This is a genomic window from Paeniglutamicibacter selenitireducens, from assembly GCF_051550675.1.
GTDB lineage: Bacteria > Actinomycetota > Actinomycetes > Actinomycetales > Micrococcaceae > Paeniglutamicibacter.
Genome location: NZ_JBPULF010000014.1, coordinates 1 through 26,021 on the forward strand (window position 1 = coordinate 1; position 26,021 = coordinate 26,021).

General features: G+C 68.2%; 19 protein-coding genes. 15 read left to right on the forward strand and 4 right to left on the reverse strand.

Going from position 1 to position 26,021, the window contains the following annotated elements; translation table 11 throughout:
• Positions 1-639 precede the first annotated feature (639 nt).
• From mihF to ACSYDW_RS18185, 6 genes are all read left to right on the forward strand, one after another.
• Positions 640-975, forward strand: a complete 336-nt coding sequence (gene mihF / locus ACSYDW_RS18160) for an integration host factor, actinobacterial type (RefSeq protein WP_209997048.1) — start codon at positions 640-642, stop codon at positions 973-975.
• The gene (gene gmk, locus ACSYDW_RS18165; RefSeq protein ID WP_438340142.1) at positions 975-1,565 is read left to right on the forward strand and encodes a guanylate kinase; all 591 of its coding nucleotides are present in this window, start codon (positions 975-977) and stop codon (positions 1,563-1,565) included. Before mihF ends, gmk begins: the two co-directional genes overlap by 1 nt.
• A 95-nt stretch (positions 1,566-1,660) precedes the next feature.
• Positions 1,661-1,924, forward strand: coding sequence for a DNA-directed RNA polymerase subunit omega (gene rpoZ / locus ACSYDW_RS18170; RefSeq protein ID WP_438340143.1), 264 nt, complete (start codon positions 1,661-1,663; stop codon positions 1,922-1,924).
• 85 nt (positions 1,925-2,009) lie between these two features.
• Positions 2,010-3,257, forward strand: a complete 1,248-nt coding sequence (gene coaBC / locus ACSYDW_RS18175; RefSeq protein ID WP_438340144.1) for a bifunctional phosphopantothenoylcysteine decarboxylase/phosphopantothenate--cysteine ligase CoaBC — start codon at positions 2,010-2,012, stop codon at positions 3,255-3,257.
• A 134-nt stretch (positions 3,258-3,391) separates the two neighbouring features.
• A complete protein-coding gene (metK, locus tag ACSYDW_RS18180; RefSeq protein WP_438340145.1) occupies positions 3,392-4,597 on the forward strand; it encodes a methionine adenosyltransferase in 1,206 nt (401 codons plus the stop codon).
• 283 nt (positions 4,598-4,880) lie between these two features.
• Positions 4,881-7,046, forward strand: a complete 2,166-nt coding sequence (locus ACSYDW_RS18185; RefSeq protein WP_438340146.1) for a primosomal protein N' family DNA-binding protein — start codon at positions 4,881-4,883, stop codon at positions 7,044-7,046.
• 52 nt (positions 7,047-7,098) lie between these two features.
• Here the strand turns inward: ACSYDW_RS18185 and ACSYDW_RS18190 are convergent, their stop codons facing one another.
• The gene (locus ACSYDW_RS18190; protein WP_438340147.1) at positions 7,099-8,058 is read right to left on the reverse strand and encodes an alpha/beta fold hydrolase; all 960 of its coding nucleotides are present in this window, start codon (positions 8,056-8,058) and stop codon (positions 7,099-7,101) included.
• A 600-nt stretch (positions 8,059-8,658) separates the two neighbouring features.
• Here ACSYDW_RS18190 and ACSYDW_RS18195 point away from each other — a divergent pair.
• Positions 8,659-9,558 (forward strand): hypothetical protein, encoded by a 900-nt coding sequence (locus tag ACSYDW_RS18195; protein ID WP_438340148.1) that lies wholly within the window; start codon positions 8,659-8,661, stop codon positions 9,556-9,558.
• Positions 9,559-9,729: 171 nt separating this feature from the next.
• Here the strand turns inward: ACSYDW_RS18195 and ACSYDW_RS18200 are convergent, their stop codons facing one another.
• On the reverse strand, positions 9,730-10,692 hold the full coding sequence (locus tag ACSYDW_RS18200) for a sugar-binding transcriptional regulator (RefSeq protein WP_438340189.1): 963 nt from the start codon (positions 10,690-10,692) through the stop codon (positions 9,730-9,732).
• A gap of 335 nt (positions 10,693-11,027) precedes the next feature.
• On the opposite strand from ACSYDW_RS18200, the gene ACSYDW_RS18205 reads away from it, so the two are divergent.
• The 5 genes from ACSYDW_RS18205 to ACSYDW_RS18225 all read left to right on the forward strand — a co-directional run bounded on the left by ACSYDW_RS18205 (position 11,028) and on the right by ACSYDW_RS18225 (position 19,308).
• Complete coding sequence (locus tag ACSYDW_RS18205) at positions 11,028-12,740, forward strand: glycerol-3-phosphate dehydrogenase/oxidase (protein ID WP_438340149.1); 1,713 nt, start codon at positions 11,028-11,030, stop codon at positions 12,738-12,740.
• 227 nt (positions 12,741-12,967) lie between these two features.
• Positions 12,968-13,696, forward strand: a complete 729-nt coding sequence (locus ACSYDW_RS18210; protein WP_438340150.1) for an MIP/aquaporin family protein — start codon at positions 12,968-12,970, stop codon at positions 13,694-13,696.
• 176 nt (positions 13,697-13,872) lie between these two features.
• Positions 13,873-15,387 (forward strand): glycerol kinase GlpK, encoded by a 1,515-nt coding sequence (gene glpK, locus ACSYDW_RS18215; RefSeq protein WP_438340151.1) that lies wholly within the window; start codon positions 13,873-13,875, stop codon positions 15,385-15,387.
• A 275-nt stretch (positions 15,388-15,662) separates the two neighbouring features.
• Positions 15,663-18,179, forward strand: coding sequence for a leucine--tRNA ligase (gene leuS, locus ACSYDW_RS18220; protein WP_438340152.1), 2,517 nt, complete (start codon positions 15,663-15,665; stop codon positions 18,177-18,179).
• A 22-nt stretch (positions 18,180-18,201) separates the two neighbouring features.
• The gene (locus ACSYDW_RS18225; protein ID WP_438340153.1) at positions 18,202-19,308 is read left to right on the forward strand and encodes a DegV family protein; all 1,107 of its coding nucleotides are present in this window, start codon (positions 18,202-18,204) and stop codon (positions 19,306-19,308) included.
• Between the two features lie 47 nt (positions 19,309-19,355).
• Here the strand turns inward: ACSYDW_RS18225 and ACSYDW_RS18230 are convergent, their stop codons facing one another.
• Entirely contained in the window at positions 19,356-20,774 is a 1,419-nt protein-coding gene (locus ACSYDW_RS18230; protein ID WP_438340154.1) for an MFS transporter, read from the reverse strand.
• 189 nt (positions 20,775-20,963) lie between these two features.
• On the opposite strand from ACSYDW_RS18230, the gene ACSYDW_RS18235 reads away from it, so the two are divergent.
• From ACSYDW_RS18235 to holA, 3 genes are all read left to right on the forward strand, one after another.
• Positions 20,964-21,749 carry a helix-hairpin-helix domain-containing protein gene (locus tag ACSYDW_RS18235; RefSeq protein ID WP_438340155.1) on the forward strand — a complete coding sequence of 262 codons (786 nt, stop codon included), beginning with the start codon at positions 20,964-20,966 and terminating at the stop codon, positions 21,747-21,749.
• The gene (locus ACSYDW_RS18240) at positions 21,746-24,247 is read left to right on the forward strand and encodes a ComEC/Rec2 family competence protein (protein WP_438340156.1); all 2,502 of its coding nucleotides are present in this window, start codon (positions 21,746-21,748) and stop codon (positions 24,245-24,247) included. The genes ACSYDW_RS18235 and ACSYDW_RS18240 overlap by 4 nt, the downstream gene beginning before the upstream one ends.
• An 89-nt stretch (positions 24,248-24,336) precedes the next feature.
• A complete protein-coding gene (holA, locus tag ACSYDW_RS18245; RefSeq protein ID WP_438340157.1) occupies positions 24,337-25,335 on the forward strand; it encodes a DNA polymerase III subunit delta in 999 nt (332 codons plus the stop codon).
• Positions 25,336-25,660: 325 nt separating this feature from the next.
• On the opposite strand, the gene rpsT is transcribed toward holA, so the two are convergent.
• Entirely contained in the window at positions 25,661-25,921 is a 261-nt protein-coding gene (gene rpsT / locus ACSYDW_RS18250; RefSeq protein WP_438340158.1) for a 30S ribosomal protein S20, read from the reverse strand.
• Between the last annotated feature and the right edge of the window lie 100 nt (positions 25,922-26,021).

Genomic DNA, 26,021 nt, shown 5'->3' on the forward strand with positions numbered 1-26,021 from the left:
GGGGGGGGGCCCCCCCCCCCCCCCCCCCCCACCCCCCCCCCCCCACGTCCGCCTTAAGGAACCACCACCAGGAACCGTGCTGTTGCCAAGCGGAGTCGGGGCCAGGGGGTCTTGCGGACCCCGATGTGCCGGGCGAAGTGCCCCCGGGAGGGAGGTTTCCCCGTGAAATCGCTCACTCGCGGACAGCGTCGAGCCAACATGACGCGTGTCCTCCGGATTCCTACAGCAATTTGCCAGACCCCGGCCCGCCGGAGGTTTCGGTGCGATGTTGCTCACGGGAAGGCATAAACCGTGCGCCGACTGGGACTTTCGCGACAAAATCGGCAATTGCGGATCCAGCGGCCGACACGCCCGAGGGACGCGAATTTCCGGGACTTTCCCTTCATCGGGCACGCATTCCCCTGGTTTTCACGAGAATTCCGCGTTCGCGCAGGTGGGCGCGCAATCGACACGAACGGCATGATCTTGCTTACAGCCGCATCGCCAGAAATGGCGTGCAATTCAAGGTTTTGACGCCTTCTTGCATTCGTGGTAGCCACCGCGCAAATACCCATTGCATCGGGCACCAAGTTTGGCTATCTTCGGTTCAGGGCGCAAAGCCCTAGTGCTGAACCCTACAGATGGAATGGCGGCAAGAGCATGGTATTGCGAGAACTCTCGGACGAGGATCGTATTCGGGCACGGGCGAAGGCGCTTGCAGCGCGCACACGTCGGGCCGACATCAAGAACCAATTCGGCGCCGGAAAGCTCAGCATCACCGAGGTACTGGATCTTGTTCCGGACGACGAGGCCATCGGGCGTCTGCGCGTGATGGACCTCCTGGAGTCGGTGCCCGGGGTCGGGGAAATCCGGGCCCACACCCTTATCGATAGACTAGGGATCTCACCCAGCCGGCGCTTGCGCGGACTGGGGCGCAAACAGCGCATCGCATTGGTGGAACATTTCCAGCAATCGCCTCCCAAAACGAAAGAGTAATGAAGCACACCATGACGCTTAGTGCCCATCCTTCGGTCACAGTACTTGCCGGCCCCACGGCCGTTGGCAAGGGGACGATCTCGACCTACATTCGAGACAACTACCCGGAGGTATGGCTCTCGGTCTCCGCAACCACGCGCGACCCGCGCCCGGGTGAGACGGATGGTGTGCACTACTTCTTCGTCGGACCGGAAAAGTTTGCGGAACTGGTCAAGGACGGGGAAATGCTGGAATGGGCGGTCGTGCACGGGCAGAACAGCTACGGCACGATCCGCACCAAAGTGGAAGAGGCCGTAGCCGCAGGCAAGCACGTGCTGCTGGAGATCGACCTCCAGGGTGCACGGCAGGTCAAGGAGAACCTGCCCGAGGCGAAATTCGTGTTCCTGGCCCCGCCAAGCTGGGACGAATTGGTCCGCCGGCTCATCGGGCGCGGCACCGAATCGCCGGAAGAGCAGCAGCGACGGCTGGAAACCGCTAAACTGGAACTCGCTGCCGAATCCGAATTTGACGTGACCATCGTCAATGACGAGATTTCGCGGGCGGCCAACGAGCTGGTTACCCACATGGGTTTGACCCCGCACGAGCACTAAAGCTTTTTTGCCGGTGGGATCCTTGCGCGCCTTCGCGGCGCGCAAACCCCGCTCGCACCCCGATTGACCCACCGACTAGTTATTTGGAGGCTTCGTTGACCACGAACCTTGAAGGCATCATCAGCCCGTCCATCGACTCGCTGCTGACCACCACCGATTCGAAGTACGCCCTGGTGATCAACTCCGCCAAGCGCGCACGCCAGATCAACGCCTACTACGCGCAGCTGCACGAGGGCCTCTTCGAGTACGTCGGCCCGCTGGTCGACACCCGCCTCAACGAGAAGCCGCTGTCGATCGCACTGCGCGAAATCAACGAGGGCATGCTCAACGTCTCGAAGATCGAAGAAGCAGCAGAGTAATTACCCGGGTCTCCCAGGCTTTTTTGAACACAGGGAGCCTGGGCCCGGAAGCGGCCGGCTCCGAACGAGAGTATCGGTGGTAGCAGTGAAGCGCATTGTTCTTGGTGTATCCGCAGGGATCGCCGCCTACAAGGCAGCTTTGCTGCTACGGCTGTTTAAGGAGGCCGGCCACCACGTGGATGTGATACCCACCGAGTCCTCCCTGCAGTTCGTGGGCATCGCTACCTGGGAGGCGCTCAGCGGCAACCCCGTGCGCACCGGGGTGTTCGAGGCCGTCGACACCGTCAACCACGTGCGGCTCGGCCAGCAGGCGGACCTCGTGGTCATCGTCCCCGCCACGGCCGACGTGCTGGCGCGTGCCGCCGCGGGGATGGCCAACGACCTGCTCACCGGCACGCTGCTGGCCACCGGGGCGCCCGTGGTGATGGCCCCGGCGATGCACACCGAGATGTGGGAGCACCCCGCGACAGTCGCCAACGTCGCGACGCTGCGTGCGCGCGGCGTCCACGTCATCGACCCGGCGGTCGGCAGGCTCACCGGCAAGGACTCCGGCCCCGGGCGGCTTCCCGAACCCGAGGACATCTACGCGCTGCTGCGGCCCTACTTGGCAGATGTCGATTCCCCGGCGGGGGACAAGCCGCTGGCGGGCAGGATCGTGGCGATCTCCGCCGGAGGCACCCGCGAACCGCTTGACCCGGTGCGCTACCTGGGCAACCGTTCCTCAGGGCGCCAGGGCATCGCGCTGGCCAAGGCCGCGATGGCCGCGGGCGCGAGCGTCCGATTCGTGGCGGCACACCTGGACCAGCCGGCGCCCGCGGGCGTCGAGCTGAGCACCGCTTCCACGGCGCGGCAGTTGCAGGCCGCGGTGAACGAGGCAGCGCGCGGCGCCGACGTGCTGATCATGAGCGCAGCCGTCGCCGACTTCCGCCCCGCCGAATACGTGGGCGCCAAGATCAAGAAGTCCGATGAGCACGCGGATCCCGTCATCACCCTGGTGCGCAACCCCGACATCCTCGCCGAACTTGTCGCGGACCGGGCGGCGCAGGGCCCCGCCACCGAGTTGCCGGACCTGGTGGTTGGCTTCGCGGCGGAAACCGGGGACGCCGAGCACAGCGTGCTGGAATACGGCGCCGCGAAGCTGGCCCGCAAGGGCTGCGAGCTGCTGGTGGTCAACGAGGTGGGGGAGAACCTCACCTTCGGCACCGATGAGAACTCCGTCACGATCCTCTCCGCACGTGGTGCCGAGCCCATCCATGCCGCGGGTTCCAAGGACGCCGTCGCGACCGCGGTCATCCAGGCGGTCGCCACGGCACTGGGTGTCCAAGCAGGGTAGGTCCAAGCACCTCCGGCGCACGCCGTCATCGTTCGTCACGCGGCGTCACACCGACGCTGCCGGTGCGTCACAAGCGGTTCACGGGCAGGACGCAGGAATCTGACCGGACGCCAACTTGACGGTAGAGTAGCTGGGTGACTTTAGAAACCCCGCAGCTGCGCCTCTTCACCTCCGAATCGGTTACGGAGGGCCACCCGGACAAGATCTGTGACCAGATCTCCGACGCCATCCTCGACGCCATGCTGGCACAGGACCCCAACTCCCGCGTTGCCGTGGAGACCCTGACCACCACCGGATTGGTGCACGTGGCCGGCGAGGTGACGACCGACGGCTACGTCGAGATCCCGGAGATCGTGCGCCGCACCATCCTGGACATCGGCTACGATTCCTCGGCCAACGGGTTCGACGGCGCGCGCTGCGGCGTGTCGGTGTCGATCGGCCAGCAGTCCCAGGAGATTTCCGACGGCGTCTTCAACTCCCTCGAGGTCCGCGAGGGCACCGCCGTCGACCCACGCGACGCACAGGGTGCCGGCGACCAGGGCCTGATGTTCGGCTACGCGTCGAACGAGACCGAGACGCTCATGCCCACCCCGATCCACCTGGCCCACCGCCTCTCCGAGCGGCTCACCGACGTACGCAAGTCCGGCCTCTTGGACCTGCTGCGCCCCGACGGCAAGACCCAGGTCACGGTCGGCTACGACGGGGACGTCCCGGTGTCCGTCGAGACCGTCGTGGTCTCCTCCCAGCACGCCGCCGAGTTCTCCCTGGAGGACCTCAAGGAAGGCCTGCTGGAGCACGTGGTGAACCCGGTGCTGGCAAACGCGCCGCTTGACACCTCCAACACCCGCATCATCCTGAACCCGTCGGGCCCCTTCATCATTGGCGGCCCCGTGGGCGATGCCGGCCTGACCGGCCGCAAGATCATCGTCGACACCTACGGCGGATTCGCCCGCCACGGTGGCGGCGCCTTCTCCGGCAAGGACCCCTCGAAGGTCGACCGCTCCGCCGCCTACGCCATGCGCTGGGTCGCGAAGAACGTCGTGGCAGCAGGCCTGGCGCGCCGCGTCGAGGTCCAGGTCGCCTACGCGATCGGCGTGGCGCGTCCGGTGGGCCTCTACGTGGAGACCTTCGGCACCGAGAACGTGGACCCGGCGAAGATCACCGCGGCGATCAACGAGGTCTTCGACCTGCGTCCGCTGGGCATCATCGAGGACCTGGACCTGAAGCGCCCGATCTACCAGAAGACCGCCGCCCACGGCCACTTCGGCCGCGAGGAAGCCGCGTTCACCTGGGAAGCCCTGGACCGCGTGGATGCGCTCAAGGCGTACTTCGGCGCATAGAGCCCCCCGAACCCCGCTGCGCGGGCGCCCCGGCGCTTGCACAGACGCCGGCCCCCGTGCCGCCAGCCCACCGGGCGGCGCCGCGGGGGCCTCGCTGTTGGCCCGGCCGGCAGGCGGGCTTCGCCGCGCCGTTTGCCCAAGTGGCGGCATGCCGTGCCAGAATGCTGGTGGGCGTCGGCTCGCGGCGGGGCGGCACGCGTGCCCGGCCCGGATTGATGCGCACGCCAATTACACCGATGACACAGATTTACACAGGACGAGCCGAAGGGAACGCGCCGGCACCGTGAACGAACCACTTCAGCCATCGCTGCTGGCCGGCTTCGACCTGGGCTCCCAGCTGCCGGGAACGCCGCGGACCGCTGGCCACCTGCCCGTGGCCCGGGTGATCATCGACTCCGCGCTGCCGCACCTCGACCGCCCCTTCGACTACCTGGTCCCCGCGGAACTCGACGAGGCGGCGCAACCCGGAGTCCGGGTCAAGGTGCGATTCGGCGGCCAGGAACTCGCCGGGTTCCTGGCCGAACGGCTGGAACACGGCGAGGCCGGTGTGAAGCTGCAGCCCCTCGGGGCGGTGGTCTCACCCGAGGTGGTGCTCAGCCCGCCGGTCCTTGCCACGGCGCGCGCCGTGGCCGAACGCTACGCAGGGACATTGTGGGACGTCCTGCGCTCGGCGGTTCCCCCACGCATGGCGCGGGTGGAGAAGGAACCCCGGGCCGCTGCGGCGCAGACCCGGGAGGACGGCGAACCGGAAAACGGGGAGACCGCTGAAAGCGGGCCCGGGCAAAAGCCACCCGAAGACGACATCCGGGAGGCCCTCGCCGATGCCGGAGGACGGCGTGTCGCCGGGCAACACGCCGAAACCCGTCGCGCGTACGGGACCCTGCACAGTCCGCTGCTCGCCGAGTACGAGGGCGGGGTGGAATTTGCGGCGGGGCTCGCCGCGGGCGAATCCCCGCGCGCGGTGCTCAGCGCCGTGCCCAACCGCCCGGGGCACTGGCCCGCCCTGCTGCTGGAGGCAGCGCTTGCCGCCAAGGAGTCGGGGCGCGGCGCGCTGATCGTGGTGCCCGACGCCCGGGACCTGGCCCGTCTGTGCGCGCTGCTCGACGAACGCCTGGGTGCTGGAAACTACGTGCGGCTCAGCGCCGAGGACGGGCAGACCCCGCGCTACAGGAGCTTCCTGCGGGTGGCCCGCGGCGAGGCCACCCTGGTGGTCGGTACACGCAACGCGGCCTTCGCCCCGGTGAAGGACCTGGGCCTGGCTATCTTGTGGGACGACGCGGACACCTCGCATGCCGAACCGCGGGCCCCTTACCACCACGCCCGCGAAGTGCTCCTGCTGCGCAGCGAGATCGAGAAGGCGGCCCTGCTCGTCGCCGCCCCCGGACGCAGCGCAGAGGCCCAGCGCCTGGTCCGCAGCAACTGGGCCGTGGAATTGCGGGCAAACCGCGCACTGCTGCGAGCACACGCGCCGCGCGTGATTGCCGCCTCCGACGAGTTCGAGCAGAACCGCGATCCGCTGCTGCACGCTGCCCGTCTGCCGGCCGCGGCCTGGCGCGAGGCCAAGCTGGCGCTGGAGCGGGGCCCGGTACTGGTACAGGTAGCGCGCACCGGCTTCATGCCGGCCCTGCGCTGCGAACGCTGCAGGACATCGGCGCGCTGCACCACGTGCACCGGCCCGCTGGCCTTGGGCGACTCCCACGCTTCACCCTCCTGCGGCTGGTGCGGGCAGGTCGCCGCGGGCTGGTCATGCTCCGAGTGCGGCTTCATGCGGCTGCGTGCGGCAAGCATCGGCGCAGACCGGACAGTGGAAGAACTCGGGCGTGCCTTCCCCAACGTCAACGTGGTGGCGGCCACCGGCGCCAAGCCGCTGCACCATGTACCCGACGCCCCGGCGCTGATCGTCGCAACACCCGGCGCCGAACCCGTGGCCGAGCACGGCTACGCGGCGGTCCTGCTGCTGGACGGGGACAGGATGATGGCCCGCGAGGGACTGCGCACCGGCGAGGAGGTGCTCAACCGGTGGATGGGTGCCGCGCAGCTGGCCCGGGGCCACCAGGGGGCGCCGGGCCAGCCCGGCGGGGGAACGGTGGTGGTGGCCGGGGAACCCAGCGAGCCGATGCGCGCCTTGGTCCGGTTCGACGCAGGGGCCTACGCGGACGCCGAATTGGGGGAGCGCCGTGCGCTGGGCCTGCCCCCGGCCGTGCGCACGGCCCTGGTCAAGGGCCCGGCGGCGACCGCCGACAAGTTCGTGGCGGCCCTGGGTTTAGGGGAAGACGTGCGACTGCACGGGCCGGTGCTGGAGGAAGAGGGCGAACATCGCTGGCTGCTCTTCTACCCCTATGCCTTGGGGTCGAAGGTCACCAGGAAGCTGCGGAGCCTGCGGGCGAGTTTCAGCGCTGCGAAGGAGCCGATCCTCGCGATTCGGGTGGACCCCGACGGGATCCTCTAGCCTCAGCCGACCCCGGCCCCCTTGCGGGATCGAGGGGGCCGGGCGCGGTGTGCTACGCGGCCGGGTTGCTCCCGTGAAGCACGCGCGGCACGGGCTTGGGAACGTAGGGGTGCTGCGACGCGAGGAAGTCGTTGATCAAGCTTCCCGCCTCGGGGGCCTTTTCGTAGTGGACCAGGTGTCCAACCCCGGGAATCACCCGCATGTAGCCACGCGGGAAGCTGCGAGCCAGGGCCTTTTGCCCCGGGACGGACCCCAGTTCGTCCTGCTCGCCGACCACCAGCAACGTGGGTTGCTGGATGCGCGCTGCATAGTCGCGCACCGTCTCGGTGATCGAAGCCGCATACGCTTCGCGCAATGTCGTCCGCGAGGTGAATCCGGAGAAGTAGCGGCGGTGCTGGTCAAAGACGTAGGCACGCATCGACGGGTCCTTGGACTTCAGCATCGCCAGGCTTGTCACATCGGTGATCAAACGCGAGCGAAGCAACCCTTCACCGAGTTTCGCCGGCAACGCGGCCCCGGCCCGATAGTACAGGGAGGCAACACGGGACATGAATGCCTGGTCGCCCTCGAGCGCGGGCTCGCAGATCGGATTGATGAGCACCAGCCGGGAGAACGCATCCGGGTGCCTCGCCAGGTATGCCGAGGCGACGATGCTGCCGAACGAGTGGCCCAGGAGGATTGTTTCGGGGCCGAGGTCCAGGTCCCCGCGCAGCGCGTGGATGACTTGGGCGTAGCCGGCGACATCGTGCGTGGGCGCCTTCCTGCCCGGCTCTGCAGTGAAAGGCGTGGAAACACCGAAGCCCGGCAAGTCCGGGACAACCACGGTGTATTCGGGCAGCTCTTCAATCATCCGGACGAGCCCGTGGTGGTCACCCCGGAAGCCGTGAACCGCGAGGATCACCCCTCGGCTGGTTTCCCGCGCCGGGTAGGTCCAGCAGTGGACTTGGGATCCGTGCACCTCGAGGACGCTGTGCAGGCTGGGGCGCTGTGGGCTGAATACTTCGGCTGGCATGTTTCCAAGCCTAGCGGCAAGGTCGGTCTCCAGGCATGCGGCATCCGGGGTTCCCTGCCGACGCCAAGGTGTCCGACACTGAGGACGTTGGCGTTCCGCCCGGTTTCCCTGTCACCCGCCCGAGGATCCTCCACGGGCGGGCCGGGGGCCATGACGGCTGGCTCCCTTGGGATACCCCCCCTGAACACTGACAGGGTGCTACGTGGGGAACACCTGGCAAATCTCCGTCCACCACCCCTGAATTGGTGGGGCCGGCATCCCCAGCGCAGCGTTGGGGTGAGGTGCGTGAAAATGACGAGGATGGCGCCAGGTCTGAGGGTGAAGGTCTAGCTCGGACATGCGATCAATTAAATACATCTGGAGGAGAAAATGGGGCAACTCCATCGTTGCCACCTGACGAGTGCCAAAAGAAGCGCCGGACTCAAGCTGCGGCCGGCGGTTCGTGAACTGGGTATCCAATGGTCACCTGGCTGGATGAAAATGCGTGAATTTCCGGGGGCGTGAATCGACTCACAGTCCACTTCGTGTCCGGGCTGGCTTGTAGGATCGGCTGGTAGCGTTACCCATTCGTAACATTCCCTGACTGAAACACGTGTGAACATGGCTGACAATTCTTCTACCGGCGACAAGCCAAAACCAATGTTGGGACTCAGCGGAACCCAGACCATCGGCTCTGCCATGGCGGCCGTAACGGCGGCACTGGTGGGTTCGTTTCTCGGGGTTGCCGGGACGTTGCTGGGCGCCGCCCTCGGGTCCGTCGTCGCAACGGTGGGTGGCGCCCTGTATTCCCGCACCCTCAAATCCGCAGCCGACGTGGCAAAGGTGAGGATTCCCGGCCGGAATCGGCCCGGAACCACTGCAGGGCGCACCGATTCCGGTGCAACCAATTCGGGCGACGCAGTGGATGCCAGCGCTTCGTACAAGGCCGCCGAAGCTACCGATCCCAAGCAGGCACGCACTCGAAGGAAGCTCACTCCCAAGGCCTGGATCAAGATCGGGTCGGTTAGTGCAGGCGCGTTCGCCATCGCGATGATTGGCATCACCGCCGTCGAGTTCGGTACCCAGCAGCCGATCTCCAGCTTGGTCTCATCGACAACGGGTATCGAGTCCACGGCGAGCAAGCAGAAGTCCACGACCCTGGGGCGGGTGCTCACGGGGGAGAAATCCTCGGAAGACAACGCCGAGAAACCGACAGGGCCCGCGGATGAGTCCTCGGAGCAGACGAGGCAACGCAGTGACAACGCCGGAACGGGAAACGGCACCCGGGATGAGGAAGGAACCTCGGGTGACGAGGCGACCGGAGATTCCCAGGACGCAGGGCAGGGAACGGGCGGAGCCAGCGAAACCGCGCCCACGGCACCCGCTCCCGAAATCGACCCAACCCCGGCCACGGACCCGGGACCGGCAGAAACCCCAGCGCCGGAAGTCGGCTCGGACCAAGGGGCGGCGGAGCCGAGCAATCCTGCCGGTGTGGACGGGGCCGCCGGCGCAGGCCAGTAGGCTTCCCTTCAACAACAGCAAGGCCGGCCGCCAGGCCGGAACCACGGTGCCGGTTTGGGCGCACATGGATTCTGCGTACCCAAACCGGCACCGCCGTTTCCGGGCCCGCCCCGGGGGTCCGGAAACGCGCGTCATGCCTGGTGGTGGCCGCCTGCCGGGCATGACGCGCGTTTAGGTGCCCTGCGGACCGGGGGAGTTCAGCAGTTCCAGCGCTGTACCTTCGTCGAGGACCAGGTCTGTGACCAGGCCACCGGCAAGTGCCCCGCGCAAAGCCGGGAGTTTGCCGCGTCCGGAGACGACGCAGAGCCGCCGCGGCACCTCGCGCAATGTTTGCAGGCTCGGCCCTGTGGCGCGCTCATTGATTTCGATGCCTTCGTCGCTGCCGTTGGCATCGAAGAACATCGTGGCGACATCGCCCACCACGCCCCGTTCGCGCAAGGCCCGGTCCTCTTCGTGGGTCAGGTAGCCGCCCCGGTAGACCTGCGATGGCACGGCTGCCGCAGTGGCGCCCAGGCTGAAGACAGCCAGGGTCATGTTGCGCTGGATCTTCAGCACGCGCTGCACCGACCCCTCGCGCCACATTGCCTCGCGGGTCGATGCCCGGTCGAAGAAGGCCGGGACGGGGAACTGCTCCACGCGTGCGGTGAAGGCCGCGCCGAAGCGCTGCAGGATGTCGGATGCGTAGGTCAGGCCCGTGGTCTGCGGGTTGGCCGCCCCGTTGAGCTGGACAATCACGGTGTCGTGGGTCGGCTTGCGGGTCAGCGACGTGGACAGCGCCTGCACCGTGGAACCCCACGCCACCCCCACCGTCATGCCTGAGGAGATCAGGGTGCTCAGCACGTGGGCGGCGTGCGAGGAGACGCGCTCCAGGACCTCGCTGTCGCTCAGCGATCCGTCGGTCGGTACCACGAACACCTGGAGCCCGTAGGCACGCTCGAGTTCACGCACCAGCACAGGCGTTCGGTCACCGGTGGCGTTGATCTCGATGTTCACCAGTCCGGTGCGCCGGGCCATGCCAAGCAACCGGGAGACGGTGGAACGGGAGACGCCGAGCTCGCGGGCGATCGACTCCATGGTCAAGTGCTGCAGGTAGTAGAGCTGGGCGGCGCGCAGGGCATCGCGTTCCCGGGGCACTGTCGGCCCCGGGTGCTGGGCCTGTTGCTTCCCGTGCACGTTTTGTGCACCCGGCAAGGGCGGAAAGTCACTGGTTAGGTGCTGTTTCATCGGCTGAAACGGCCTTTCGTGCACATATGTGCATTGGGGTTGACGGGATGGTTCTGCACTGACCAGACTAGCTCGTATCCGGTGCAATGCGGCTCCCAGAGCCCGCTGGCAATCATCCGGGGAGGCTCTGCTCTGTTGCTCGTTCGGTTTCGGTGCAAGAGTGGAATCCCGGGGTGTGAACCTCCTTGTTCCCGGGTTCTATGTAGTTTGAGCCAAGCAGTACAGCACCATGGAAGGGCCTCACAGTGGAAGCCGCAACCCCACATCGTTCACAACTCGCCGCCCTGCGCGAACGCCCGGGAGCCAAGGTCCTGATAGTGGGTGGGGGCATCAACGGTGTCGCCACGTTCCGCTACCTCGCCATGCAGGGCGTCGACGTCGCCCTTGTCGAACGGGGAGACTACTGCCAGGGAGCCTCCGGCGCTTCCTCGCACATGATCCACGGCGGCATCCGCTATCTCGAGAACGGCGAGTTCCGCCTGGTCCACGAATCCGTGCAGGAACGCAATTCGCTGCTGGAAATCGCCCCGCACTACGTCAAGCCGCTGCAGACGACGATCCCGATCTTCTCCACGTTCTCCGGCATCCTCTCTGCCCCCATCCGCTTCCTGACACACCGCAGCGGCAAGCCCACCGAGCGCGGTGCGGTGCTGATCAAGGCCGGCCTGGTGCTCTACGACCTGTTTGCCGGGGCCGGGGCCTCCAAGCGCAACACCCCGTGGCACAAGTTCCGCGGGGCCAAGGCCTCGCTGGCCGAGCTGCCGCAGCTGCGCGACGACGTGAAGTACACGGCAACCTACTTCGATGCCTCGGTGCACAACCCCGAGCGACTCACCCTCGACGTGCTGCGCGACGGCCTGCACGCCAACCCCAATGCACGTGCCAGCAACTACGTATCGCTCGTGGGCCACGGCGCCCAGGGCGCGCGCCTGCGCGACGAGCTGACAGGCGAGGAATTCGATTTCGACGCACAGGTCATCGTGAACGCTACCGGCGCCTGGGTCGACCTGACCAACCAGTCCATCGGCAGCCCCAGCACGTTCATGGGCGGCACCAAGGGCAGCCACATCGTCCTTGACCACCCCGAGCTCCTTGCGGCAACCGGCGGCCGCGAGATCTTCTTCGAGCACAGCGATGGCCGCATCGTGCTGATCTACCCGATGGGTGACCGCGTGTTGGTGGGGACCACCGACATCGATGCCGACATGAGCGTCCCGGCGCGCTGCACCGACGCCGAGGTCCAGTACTTCTTCGACCTGGTCCACCACGTCTTCCCGCGCATCCGCGTCACGGAGAACGAGATCGTCTACAAGTTCTCCGGCGTCCGCCCGCTGCCGCGCCACGACGATACGGCCCCAGGCTTCGTCTCCCGCGATTACCGCGTCGAGCGCACGGAGCTCCAGGACAGCTCGGTCATGCTGTCGCTGGTCGGCGGCAAATGGACCACGTTCCGCGCCTTGGCCGAAAACCTCGGCGGCAAGGTCCTCGCGGAACTCGGTGTCAGCGAGGTGCGCAGCACTCGCGGCCTGGCCATCGGCGGCGGCAAGAACTACCCCAAGAGCTCACAGGAAAAGAACGCCTGGCTGGCCGCACGTAGCGAGCGGGCACCCCGAGAGCGCCTCGAGGTCCTGCTCGAACGTTACGGCAGCCGCGCGGACACCGTGCTCGATGCCATCGGCCCGAACGATCCCGTGTTGGTCGAATGCTCCGAACTTTCGGCGGCTGAGTTGGGATACCTGGCCGACCACGAGCAGATCGGCACCCTCGTCGACCTCTTCATCCGCCGCACCTCCCTGGCCTTCCGCGGCCTGGTCACCCCGGATCTCATGGCCGCTTGCGCCGGGATCCTCGCACCGGCACTCGGCTGGGACTCCGCCGAAGTCGATGCCCAGGTCGCCGAATGCACGCGGGTGCTGGAACAGGAACACGGGGTGCGCTTTGCCCCCGCAGGCGCCTAGGCGCCCGTCACCCGTACCTCACCTGCCCTTTTAGTTTCCACCTACCCCTTTACCCACGTTTTCAGACGTGGGTAAAGTGTGCCCAAAATGCACTGTGATTAATCTCATGGCGGTAGGTGGCGTATTCCATGACGCAGCCTGGCCCTTGGGGGAGTCCGCGTCACCGGAAAGTTGTTGTATGTAGTTCGCTGTACGCATTTCACTCACACACGAAAGAGGCTGAACCCATGACAATGCACATCTTTACCGCCGAGATGCTCGGCACCATGCTTTTGCTCCTGATGGGCGGAGGTGTCGTCGCCAACGTGCTCCTTGCCAAGTCCAAGGGCCTGGGTGGCGGCACGTTGATGATCAACTTCGGTTGGGGCCTTGCCGTATTCGCCGGCGTTTGGGTTGCCGCCGCTTCCGGAGCCCACCTCAACCCGGCCGTGACCGTCGGACTTTGGGTCAACGGAGACATCGCGGAGTTCGCTCCGGGCGTCGACAAGACCGTAGTCAACGCAATGGCCTACTTCGGGGCACAGATGATCGGCGCAATGTTGGGCGCGGTCCTCTGCTACTTGACCTACAAGCAGCACTTCGATGCCGAGGAAGATGCCTCGCTGAAGCTGGCCGTGTTCTCCACGGGTCCCGCCATCCGCAACTACGGCTGGAACCTCGTCACCGAGATCATCGGCACCTTCGTCCTGGTGTTCGTCATTGCCGGACTGGGCAAGACGCCCCACGGCCTTGGCCCTCTGGCCGTTGCACTGCTTGTCGTCGGCATTGGCGCCTCGCTCGGCGGCCCGACCGGGTACGCCATCAACCCTGCCCGTGACCTCGGTCCGCGCATCGTTCACGCACTGCTCCCGATCAAGGGCAAGGGCGGCAGCGACTGGTCCTACTCCTGGGTACCGGTGGTCGGTCCGCTGATCGGCGGCCTCATCGGCGGCCTGGGCGCGGCAGCACTGTACTAAAGCCGGACACGACCGGCAGAAACACCCCGCTGCTCCGGCACCCCGCCACCGGCACCGCGCCGGAGCAGCGCCCCCACGGCACCACCTTCGCCGGGCCAAGAACGAGGACGTCCCCAGGCCCGGCACCCACCACAGGGCCCGCCATGCGGGCCAACCACCGAAAGGACCCCCACAGCATGTCCAAGTACGTCATCGCCATTGACCAGGGCACCACCAGCTCCCGCGCCATCGTCTTCGACCACGCAGGCAGCATCGTTTCCACCGGCCAGATGGAACACGAGCAGATCTTCCCGCAGGCCGGCTGGGTCGAGCACGACGCCACCGAGATCTGGGACAACGTGCGGGAGGTCATCGCGGTGGCCCTGGCCGCCGGGAACCTCACCCGCCACGACATCGCGGCCGTCGGCATCACCAACCAGCGCGAAACCACGGTGGTCTGGAACAAGAACACCGGCGTCCCGGTCTACAACGCCATCGTCTGGCAGGACACCCGCACCCAGTACATCGTCGAGGAGCTCGCCGCCGACGGCGGCGTCGAACGCTACAAGGAGCGCGTGGGCCTGCCGCTGGCACCGTACTTCTCCGGCACCAAGGTCAAGTGGATCCTCGACCACGTCGACGGCGCACGCGAGGCCGCGGAAGCCGGCGACCTGCTCTTCGGCAACACCGACACCTGGGTCACCTGGAACCTGACCGGCGGCACCGACGGCGGCGTGCACATCACCGATGTCACCAACGCCTCGCGTACCATGTTCATGGACCTGGAGACGCTGGCCTGGGACGACGCGATCCTCGCCGACTTCGGCGTGCCGCGCAGCATGCTCCCGGCCATCAAGTCCTCCTCCGAGGTCTACGGCCAGGTGCACTCCTCGCAGCTGCTGCGCGAGGTCCCGATCTCGGGCATCCTCGGCGACCAGCAGGCAGCGACCTTCGGCCAGGCCGCGTTCAACGCCGGCGAGGCGAAGAACACCTACGGCACCGGCTGCTTCCTGATCTTCAACACCGGCGAGGAGATCGTGCGCTCCAAGAACGGGCTGCTGACCACGCTGGGCTACAAGCTCGGCGACGCGGCACCGGTCTACGCGCTCGAGGGCTCGATCGCCGTGGCGGGATCTCTGGTGCAGTGGCTGCGCGACAACATCGGCATGATCTCCACCGCCCCGGAGATCGAACAGCTTGCCGCAAGCGTCGAGGACAACGGCGGCGTGTACATCGTCCCGGCGTTCTCCGGCCTCTTTGCCCCGTACTGGCGCTCCGACGCCCGCGGCGCAATCGTCGGTCTGACCCGGTACGCGAACAAGAACCACATCGCCCGCGCCGCCCTGGAATCCACAGCGTTCCAGACCCGCGAGGTGCTCGATGCCGTCAACGCCGACTCCGGCGTCCCGCTGACCGAGCTGAAGGTCGACGGCGGCATGGTCGCCAACGACCAGCTGATGCAGTTCCAGGCGGACCTGCTCGGCGTCCCGGTCATCCGCCCGAAGGTCACCGAGACCACGGCACTGGGCGCTGCCTACGCCGCGGGCCTGGCCGTCGGATTCTGGAACGACCTCGGCGAGCTGCGGTCCAACTGGTCCGAGGACAAGCGCTGGGAGCCGAACATGGACGACGCCGAGCGCGAACGCCAGATGCGCCTGTGGCAGAAGGCCGTCACCCGCACGTTCGACTGGGTTGACGAGGACGTCCGCTAGGACTGCCCGCAACCGCACCCCCGGACCGGTATCCGGTGCCCGGGCGTTGACCCCCGCGATGAAGTGGGGCAATGCCCGGGCCTTGGGGTAGAATGCAGAACATGAACGTTGAGCTCCTGCTAACCTAGCCGCATGGTTTTCACCCCCATGCGGCCGCCCCTTGCATGCAAGGGGCTTTTGTGTGTCACGGGGTCTTTCTCCCCGGCGCACAGGCGGCCCGGCCACCGGGAACGTTCCAACATACGCGCACGATTACGAGAAGGCGAAACACGATAGTGAGCACCCAGCCCACCGGCACAGAAACCGCGGACAACGAGTCCACCGCAGCGGCCTACAACTTCCAGGAGATGGAAGCCAAGTGGGCCCCGGTGTGGGACGACCTAGGTGTCTTCACCCCGAAGGACGACGGCAGCGCCGAACGCCGCTACGTGTTGGACATGTTCCCGTACCCCTCCGGCGACCTGCACATGGGCCACGCCGAGGCCTTCGCCATGGGCGACGTCGTCTCGCGCTACTGGCGCCAGCGCGGCTTCGACGTCATGCACCCGATCGGCTGGGACTCCTTCGGCCTGCCGGCCGAGAACGCCGCCATCAAGCGCAACGCCCACCCCGCCGAGTGGACCTATGCCAACATCGACACCCAGGCGGCCAGCTTCAAGCGCTACGCGATTTCCGCCGACTGGGACCGCCGCCTGCACACCTCGGATCCGGAGTACTACCGCTGGACCCAGTGGCTGTTCACCCGCTTCTACGAAAAGGGCCTTGCCTACCGCAAGAACCACCCGGTGAACTGGTGCCCGAAGGACCAGACGGTGCTGGCCAACGAGCAGGTCGTCAACGGCGCCTGCGAGCGTTGCGGCACCCAGGTGACCAAGAAGTCGCTGAACCAGTGGTACTTCAAGATCACCGACTACGCGGACCGCCTGCTCGATGACATGGAAGACCTCAAGGGCCACTGGCCCGAGCGCGTGCTGGCCATGCAGAAGAACTGGATCGGCCGCTCCGAGGGCGCCCACGTGGACTTCGTCATCGAGGCGACCGACGCGCAGGAAGCGCACAAGACCACGGTCTTCACCACCCGCCCGGACACCCTGCACGGCGCCACGTTCTTCGTCATCGCCGCCGATGCGGAGCTGGCCAACGAGCTCGTCACCGAGGAGCACCGCGAGGCCCTCGAGGCCTACCAGGAGCAGGTCAAGGCGCTAAGCGAGATCGAACGCCAGGCCACCGAGCGCGAAAAGACCGGTGTCTTCACCGGCCGCTACGCCATCAACCCGCTCAACGGGGAGAAGCTGCCGGTTTGGGCCGCGGACTACGTGCTGGCCGAGTACGGCACCGGCGCCATCATGGCCGTGCCCGCGCACGACCAGCGCGACCTCGACTTCGCCCGTGCCTTCGGCCTGCCGGTGCGCGTGGTCGTTGAGACCGGCGCCGAGGACCCGGCGGAGACCGGCGTTGCCGCGGCCGGCGGGGGAACCCTCGTGAACTCCGGCGAGCTTGACGGCCTGCCGAAGGCCGAGGGCATCGCCCGCGCCATCGAGATCGTCGAGGCTGCCGGCACCGGCGAGAAGTTCGTGAACTTCCGCCTGCGCGACTGGCTGCTGTCCCGCCAGCGCTTCTGGGGCACCCCGATCCCGATCATCCACTGCGAGCACTGCGGCGAGGTCCCAGTTCCCGACGACCAGCTGCCGGTCCGCCTGCCGGATGACCTGCGCGGCGAGGACCTGGCCCCCAAGGGCACCAGCCCGCTGGCGGCCGCCAGCGACTGGGTCAATGTTTCCTGCCCCACGTGCGGCGCCGCAGCCAAGCGCGACACCGACACCATGGACACCTTCGTGGACTCCTCCTGGTACTTCCTGCGCTTCGTCTCCCCGAAGTACACCGAGGGACCGTTCGACCCGGAGGCCGTGCGCAACTGGATGCCGGTCGGCCAGTACGTCGGCGGCGTGGAGCACGCGATCCTGCACCTGCTCTACTCGCGCTTCTTCACCAAGGTCATCTTCGACCTGGGCCTGATCGACGTCACCGAGCCGTTCGCCGCGCTGCTGAACCAGGGCCAGGTGCTCAACGGCGGCAAGGCCATGAGCAAGTCGCTGGGCAACGGCGTGGACCTGGGCGAGCAGCTGGACAAGTTCGGCGTGGACGCCGTGCGCCTGACCATGATCTTCGCCTCCCCGCCGGAAGACGACGTGGACTGGGCCGACGTGTCCCCGGGCGGCTCGCAGAAGTTCCTGGCCCGCGCCTGGCGCGTGGCCCAGGACGTCACCAGCGCACCGGGTGCCGACGCCGCAACGGGTGACAAGGCGCTGCGCCACGTCACCCACAAGACGGTGCACGAAGCCACGGCACTGCTCGAGGGCGGCAAGTTCAACGTCGTCATCGCCAAGGCCATGGAGCTGGTCAACGCGACCCGCAAGACCATCGACTCCGGCGCCGGCGCCGGCGACCCCGCAGTCCGCGAGGCCGCCGAGGCCACCGCGATCATCCTCTCGCTCTTCGCCCCGTACACGGCCGAGGACATGTGGGCGGCCCTGGGCCACGAGCCGGCCGTCGCCAACGCCGGATGGCCGGCCGTCGACGAGTCGCTGCTGGTCGAGGACAGCGTCACCGCCGTGGTGCAGATCAAGGGCAAGGTCCGCGCCCGCCTGGAGGTGCCCGTGGACATCACCGCCGAGGAGCTCGAGGCGCTGGCCCTGGCCAACGAGCAGGTCATCCGGTACCTGGACGGCGCGGCCATCAACAAGGTGATCGTGCGTGCGCCGAAGCTGGTGAACGTGGTTCCCGCCTCCTAGTCAGGGGCTGTAACCTAACCCTATGGATCCCGACCAGCTGCCCGCCCGACCGCCGCGGCACACCCGCACCGGCGGTTGGGTGGGCAGGCTGCGCCAGCGCCTCGACCGCCCCGGACCCGAGGGCGCGCCAGGGCGCGGATCCGTCCCCGTCGGGATCGTCACCGACTCTGCCGCGGCGCTGCCCGAACCATGGGTCGCCCGGCATGGGCGCTACCTGCGGGTGGTGCCCATGCCGGTGATGATCGACCACCAGATCTACTCCGAGGGGACCGACGACGTCCCGCACGAGCTCGCCCTGGGCCTGGCCATGGGCAAGTCCGTGCGCACCTCGCGCCCGGCTCCCGGGCAGTTGCTGCGCGCCTACCGCGAACTTGCCGACGCCGGGGTCAGGCACATCGTCTCCATCCACCTCTCCGGGGCCCTCTCCGGAACCGTCGATGCCGCCCGGCTGGCCGCTGCCCAGTCCCCGGTGCCCGTCACCGTCGTCGACTCGCTGACCGTCGCCCTGGCCCAGGGGTTCGCCGTCATGGCTGCCGTGGAGGCCGCGGCAGCCGGCGCCGGGGCCCCGGAGCTGGCGCAGCTCGCCGGCCGCGCCGCGGAAAACCACGTCTTCTTTGCGGTACCCTCCCTGGAGCAGCTGCGCCGCGGCGGGCGGATCGGCACCGTTGCCTCCATGCTGGGCACCCTGTTGAACGTCAAGCCGATCCTGGGCGTGAGCGACGGCCACATCGTCGCCCACGAAAAGGTGCGCACGCAGTCGCGCACCGTGGCACGGCTGGTGGCCATAGCCCGCCGGGAGGCAGAGGCCCGCGGCCCCGAGGCGCGCCTGGCCGTGCACTACTTCGGCAACGAGGCCGCCGCCGAGGAGATCGTGCACGAACTCGCCGGGGCCACGCGCTTCGAGGTGCTTGCTGTGCCGGTCCCGGCGGTGCTCGGCGCCCACACGGGGGCCGGGGTGCTGGCCGTGGCCATCGGCGGCGGGAACGCGCCCTGGCCGCCGGGACCTGCCGACGGCAAATCCCGCCCCTCCTCCGCGCGCCGCGACCAGCGGCCACGCGCCGGCGCCGAAGCCGGAAACGAGCCCGGAAACGAACAGCACCGGGAACCACCGGCCGGACCGGAACGATAGGCGGGCCGGAACGATAGGCAGGCCGGCCAGTGGCCGGAGCGGTGCCCTCAGGGCTTGGGCCCTCCGTTGATGTTGCGGTCGTGGCAGGCCGCCGAGGCCTCCGGTGCCACGCGTGGGCCGGGTTCGCCGGGGTTCCGGATGCCGATCGCGGAAACCGCCGCCCCGGCCCACAACAGCAGGGCCGTGACCAGCAGGACCCTGTGGAACGCGGCATAGTCAAGCACCCCGCCGACGATCGTGCCCGTGGCAGCCACGGAGAGCAGCCCCGCCACCCGCGCCACGGCGTTGTTGATGGCCGAGCCGATCCCTGCGCGGTCCGCCGGGACGGCCCCGAGCACCGCGGCGGTGAGCGGGGCGACTGTCACGGACAGGCCCAGCCCGAAGAGCAGCACCCCCGGCAGGACCTGCCACCAGTAGTCCAGCGGCTCCCGCGAAGTGAGCATCAGCAGGAAGCCGGACCCACCCAGGAACGGGCCGAGGCCCATGAACAGGCGCGGCCCGTGCTTCCCGGCGAGGGTGCCGAAGAGCGCGGAGAAGCACAGGGACAGGATGGTCAGCGGCAGCGTCGCCAGGCCCGCGGCAAGCGCCGGGTAGCCGGCGGCCTCCTGCAGGAAGATCGGTATGATGAACAACCCCAGGGACAGCCCGGCGTAGATGGCGGCGGTGGCCAGGTTCCCGACGCCGAAGTTCCGGATCCCGAACAGCCCCAGCGGCATCATGGGGTGTGCGGCGCGTGCCTGCCATCGGATGAAGCCGGCCAGCGCTGCCAGCCCGGCCGTGAACGGCAGCCAGACCAGCCAGCTGGCCCAGCCCAGGGTTTCCTGCATGACCAGCGCGTAGACGGTGCCCGCCAGGCCGGTCGCCGCCAGCAGGGCGCCCGCCAGGTCGATGGGCGTGGCGGGTGAGGTGCGCGCGGGCTCGTGCAGCCGGCCCAGCAGCAGCATCGTCGCGGCGATCGGCACCACGTTGATGCCAAAGACCCAGCGCCAGCCGATGGTGTCCACCAGCACCCCGCCGAGCACCGGGCCCAGGATGAACGCGGTTCCGGTCCACCCCGTCCACAGTCCGATGGCGCGGGCGCGGGGTTCCGGCGCGAAGGAATCGGTGATCAGTGCCAGCGAACCGGGAACCAGCAGCGCCGCAGCCGCGCCCTGGAACAACCGCGCGGCAACAAGTACCGGGCCGTTCGGTGCCGCGGCGCACAGCAGGGACGCCGCACCGAAGAGCAGCAGGCCGGCCCGCAGCACCCGCACGCGGCCGTGCGCATCGGAGAGGGAACCCGCCAGGAGGATCAGCGAACCGAGCGTCAGCAGGTACCCGTCGAGCACCCATTGCTGCAGCACCAGGCCGCCGCCGAGGTCGGCGGCTATCGCCGGTAGTGCGACGTTGACGATCGACCCGTCGAGGAAGGCGACGAAGGAGGCGAGGACAGCCACCCACAGCACCACCCGCTCATGCGATGTCATGCGGCGTTGCACTCGTCCCTCCCGGTGCGGTTTCCTGCCTTCCACGACCGACGGTAGGACCGCGCGGGGGCCGTGTCAACGACAGCAGGAATCCGGCAGGTCCCCGGTCCTGTGTGCCGCCGGAAACACTTCTCCACACCCGGCGCCGGCGACCGGCCCGGGGTCGCGGTTGTGCGTTGGACTTGTGGCATGGGCAGACACGATTGGGCCGATCGCGCACAGGGGCCCGAACCCGTCCGGCAGCCTGCGCCGGCACCGGGGCGACTGCGCGTGCTGGTCGGCCGCTCCTCCGTCGTCGTCCTGGTGGTCGGGGCGCTGGCCTGGATCTCGGTCTCCATCCTCTTCAACCCGCCGCCCGGCGGGCCGCAGCAGATCCAGTCCCTGCCGCTGTCCACCGGCGCGGGCCAGACACCCGGCGGGGGCAAGGCCGTGGAGGGCAGGACCCCGGAAGGCAAGGTAGGGGCGCAGGAACCCGGCGCCCCCACGTCGCCTCCGGACGGCGCCGCGGACCCGGGGGCCGGCATCGTCGTCCACGTCATCGGCGCGGTCAGGAAGCCGGGGGTGTACGAGTTGCGGCCGGGGTCGCGGGCGCTTGATGCCGTCAAACGGGCCGGGGGCCTGCGCAAGGACGCGGCACCCGAGTCCGTGAACCTGGCCGCGGAGATCGCCGACGGGACACAGTTGCGCATTCCCGTCCGGGGCGAGCGCAGCGACGCGGCCACACGGACACCGGTCGGCGGAAACAGCGCAGGCGGAAGCGGCGGGGGAGCGAGCGCCGGCGGCCTGCTGGACATCAACAAGGCCACGGGCGTCGAGCTCGAGGAACTGCCCGGCATCGGGCCGGCGCTGGCCGGCCGCATCATCGAGTTCCGGGAGTCGAACGGCCCCTTCAAGAACCTGGCGGAGCTCGACGCGGTCAGCGGCATCGGACCGGCGATGCTTGCCTCGCTGCGTACGAAGGTCGAGTTCAGGTGAGCGGGCGCGCCCGGGGCGTGCCGCGGTGGCGCCATGTGCCCGGCACGCTGCTTCGGAGTCTGGCGAACCGCCACGCCGCCGTGTCCGGGGACGCAACGGAGGACGTGGAAGGGCTCCGGCTCGACCTGCGCGGCCTGTGGGCCCTGGCCGGGGCGTGGGGCGCCGCGCTGGGCGGGGTCCGCCTGACCGGAGCGCAGCAGGGGGTGGCGGCCTTGGCGGCACTCGGGCTCTCCGGGCTCGGCGTGTTGTTGCTGCTGCGGCCCCGGCATGCGCGCTTCGGCGGCGAAACCACACCGGTCTTCGCTGCACCGACGCTGCTCTGCGCGGCCGCCGGCCTGGTGTTCGCCCAGCTCCTGCTTGGCGGGTCCGCCACGGCGCCCGAAGCCCTTCGCCGGGCCGCCGACGAGGGGTCCGTCGTGCGGGTGCGCGTGGAGGTGGAAAGCTCGGCGCGGACCACCTTGGTGGCCGACAGGTTCTCCGGGGGCGCCCAGGGAACCCTCCGCCACCAGGCCGACGGCCACGTCGAGTCGGTGCTTGTCGGTGGCGCGTGGAGTGCCGCAGACTCCCGCGTGCTGCTGGGATTCGCCGGGGCGTTCGCCCCCGAAGGCACGACGCCCGGACGCGGGACCCGGGTGGAGGTGCTGGCGCGCATCTCCTCGGCACCTCCCGGGCAACGCAACGGCTTCCGGCTTACGGCCCTCGCCCCGCTCACGGTCCTGGATGCCGAGCGCGCACCAGGGCTGGCCGAGCAGATGCGCAGCGGTTTCCGTCAGCAGGCGCAGGCGCTGCCCGAACCGGGCCGTGCACTGCTACCCGCGATGGTCTACGGCGACCGCGGGGGCCAGGGGGAGGAACTCTCCGAGGCCATGAAGGCGGCGGGCCTTTCGCACCTGGGCGCCGTCAGCGGCGCGAACTGCGCCATGGTGCTTGGCGCCGTCGTCGCCCTGTGCCGGCTCGCCGGCTTACCGAGGGCAGCCACGCTTCTGGCCGGGCTGGCGGCCTTGTACGGGTTCGTGCTGCTTGTCGGCTACGAGCCCAGCGTGCTCCGCGCCGCCGTGATGGGTGCCATCGCCGCATGCTCCGTGCATTCCTCCCGCGGCCGCAACGCATTTTCCGCGCTCTGCCTCGCCGTGGTCCTCCTGCTGGCCGTCGACCCGTACCTGGCCGGTGAAGCCGGCTTCCAGCTGTCCGTGCTCGCAACCGCCGGCATCGTGCTCGTCGGGCGCAGGCTCGCCGCGAAGCTCGGTCGCTGGCTGCCACGGTTCCTTGCCGAGGGAACGGCCATCGCCGTCGCGGCGCAGGTTGCCTGCCTGCCCGTGCTGGTGGCCCTCAGCCCGACGTTCTCCCTGTATTCGGTGCCGGCAAACCTGCTCGTGGCGCCGCTGATTCCGTGGATCACCGTCACCGGAACCCTGGGTGTCGTGGCGGGCATGCTGTGGGCGCCGCTGGGTGCGTTGCTGGTCTGGGCCGCCGGGCTTCCGGCGACCGCCGTCGGGATGGCCGGGCTGTGGGTTGCCGGGTTGCCCGGTGCGCTCAGGCCGTGGCCCGCGGGGATACTCGGAATCGTCCTGGCGTGGGCGCTGTTCGGCGCCGTGTTCCTCTCGGTGGGGCTTGCACCGGGACGCACGGGAAGTTGGAGGTCGCGAATCCCCTCGGGGTTGCAGGGCCTGGCAGCCGGGCTGCTGCTGGGCCTGACGCTTCCGGTGACGGCCCTGGTTCCGGCACCCGCCGTCCCCTGGCTGGTGGCCGCCTGCGACGTGGGCCAGGGGGACGGCCTGGTCCTGAACGCCGGCCCGGCGGGGGCTGTCGTCATCGACACCGGGCGGGAGCCTCCGGACATCGATGCCTGCCTGCGGCGGCTTGAAGTCCGGAAGATCGCTGCCCTGTTCATCACCCACCGGCATGCTGACCACGACGGAGGGATCGCCGGCGCCGGAAAGGGCAGGCAGGTGGGGGAGCTCTTCTACTCGGTACTGGATGACCCAGCGCAACCGCCTGCCGTCAACGGACTGCGGGGGACGCAACTGGCCGCCGGCGACACCGGACGCGCCGGGACCCTCAGTTGGCGCGTGCTTGCCCCGCACCGCGGCGATGTCCTTCTCGATGAGAACGACGCCTCGCTGGTGGTGCGTGTCGAGATCGAGGTGCCGGGGAGCACCAGGGGCGTCTCGATGCTGGCAACCGGGGATATGCAGGAAACCCCCATGGCTGCGCTGCTTGCGTCGGGCGACGTGCAGCAGGCCGACATCCTGAAGATCGCGCACCACGGTGCCGCCAACGGCGGAACGGACATCATCGATGCGGTGCGTCCGGCGGTGGCGTTGATCAGCGTGGGTCGCGAGAACACCTACGGGCACCCCAGCCCGAGGATCACGGCCGCCCTACGTGAGCGTGGTGTTCCGGGCCTGCGCACCGACGAGCACGGAACGCTCGTGATCGGCTGGGCGAACGGCGGGCTCCAGGTGGCGTCGCTGGAATCGCTGAGCCCCGGGCAGTAGCCCGTGGGCACCGGGAACGGGAAATTCCCCGGGCCGGCAATGCGGATAGTATTTATGGGGTTCTCCATTCACTACGTAAGGGTTCGGTCATGGCTGCGGCACGAGGAACATCTAAGAGTGCCGGGATATCCTGGCGGGACGTCTCCCCGGCTCCCATCATCTTGCTGCTGGGTCCCGAGGATCTGCTTGCCTCGCGTTCCTTCGAAAAAGTGCGGGCTGAACTGCGTGCCGGAGGCGAAGTCGAGCTCACGCGCTTCGATGCCAACTCGTACGAGCGCGGCGAACTGCTGCTGGCGTCCAGCCCCTCCCTGTTCAGCGAGACCAAACTCATCGAGGTGCGCCAGCTGGCTGCCATGAACGAGGATTTCCTGCTCGACGCGCTCGCGTATGCCAAGGCCCCGGCACCCGAGACCACACTTGTGCTGCACCACAGCGGGGGAGTGCGCGGAAAGAAGCTGCTCGACGCGCTTAAGGCCGCAGGGGCCGTGCTCGTCGACTGCCAGCCGCTGAAGAAGGACGCGGAGAAGATCGACTTCGTCTCCCAGGAATTCAAGGCCGCCAAGCGGCGGTTGAGTTCCGAAGGTGCCCGTGCCCTGGTTGCTGCCCTCGGCAGCGACCTGTCCGAACTGGCAGCGGCATGTTCGCAACTGCTGCAGGACACCACGGGTGCCGTGGACCAGGACGTGGTCGACAAGTACTACGGTGGCCGGGTCGAGGCCACGGGCTTCAAGGTTGCCGACGCGGCAATGATGGGTCGCGCCGATGTCGCGCTGTCCACACTGCGTCACGCGCTGGCCACGGGCACCGATCCGGTCCCGATCGTGGCGACGCTCGCCATGAAGCTGCGCCAGGTTGCCAAGGTGGCGGGGGCCCGGAAGTCCTCTGGCCAGCTCGCCAGCGAGCTGGGTATGCCGCCGTGGCAGGTTCAGCAAGCCCAGGAGCAGGCACGCTACTGGAGCGCCCACGACCTTGCACGTTGCATCAGGCTTGTCGCCGAGGCGGACGCGCAGGTGAAGGGCGCCTCGCGCGACCCGGAGTACGCGGTGGAACGTGCTGTCACGCAGATCGCCTTGGCCGCTCGGCGGTAGTCTCGATCGGGCCCTGGTTCACCAGGGCTCAGGGCCGCGGGAGCCCTCCGAGGTCGGCAACGTTGGCGGGGATCGCCACGCGACGCCTGATCCCCGACCCTGCGGGCAGCCGTGCAGTGGCCTCCACGGACGCTGCCCACGAGCTTCCGATCAATGGCCGCGTGTTACATCCGGCCGGGAACGCCGCAGGAAAGATTCCTCGGATTGGAGCCGTATGTCCCCTGGCCCGTCCCTGGCGGTCGAGTCCATTTCCTGCTGGGGTGGGGACAACGACAAGGCCCCCTCCCGAAAGGGAGGGGGCCTTGTCAATGCAGTGAAGCAATCCTTAGAGGGCGTTAACCTTCTTGGAGATGGCCGACTTGTGGTTTGCTGCGTTGTTCTTGTGCAGCACACCCTTGGTGACAGCCTTGTCGATCTTGCGGCTTGCAGCTACCAGAGCGGTATCGGCTGCGGTCTTGTCCTCGGCCACAACGGCAGTGTTTACTGCACGGATTGCGGTCTTCAGCTCGGACTTGATTGCAGCGTTACGCTGGCGTGCCTTCTCGTTGGTGAGAATGCGCTTCTTCTGGGACTTGATATTTGCCACTGTATTAAACTCTCTTGCTCATCGCTTATATGGTCGGTGAGGGATATCTTCCGGGCCATCGACTGAGCGGCGTGGGGATACCTATGGCGACCCGGGAGAA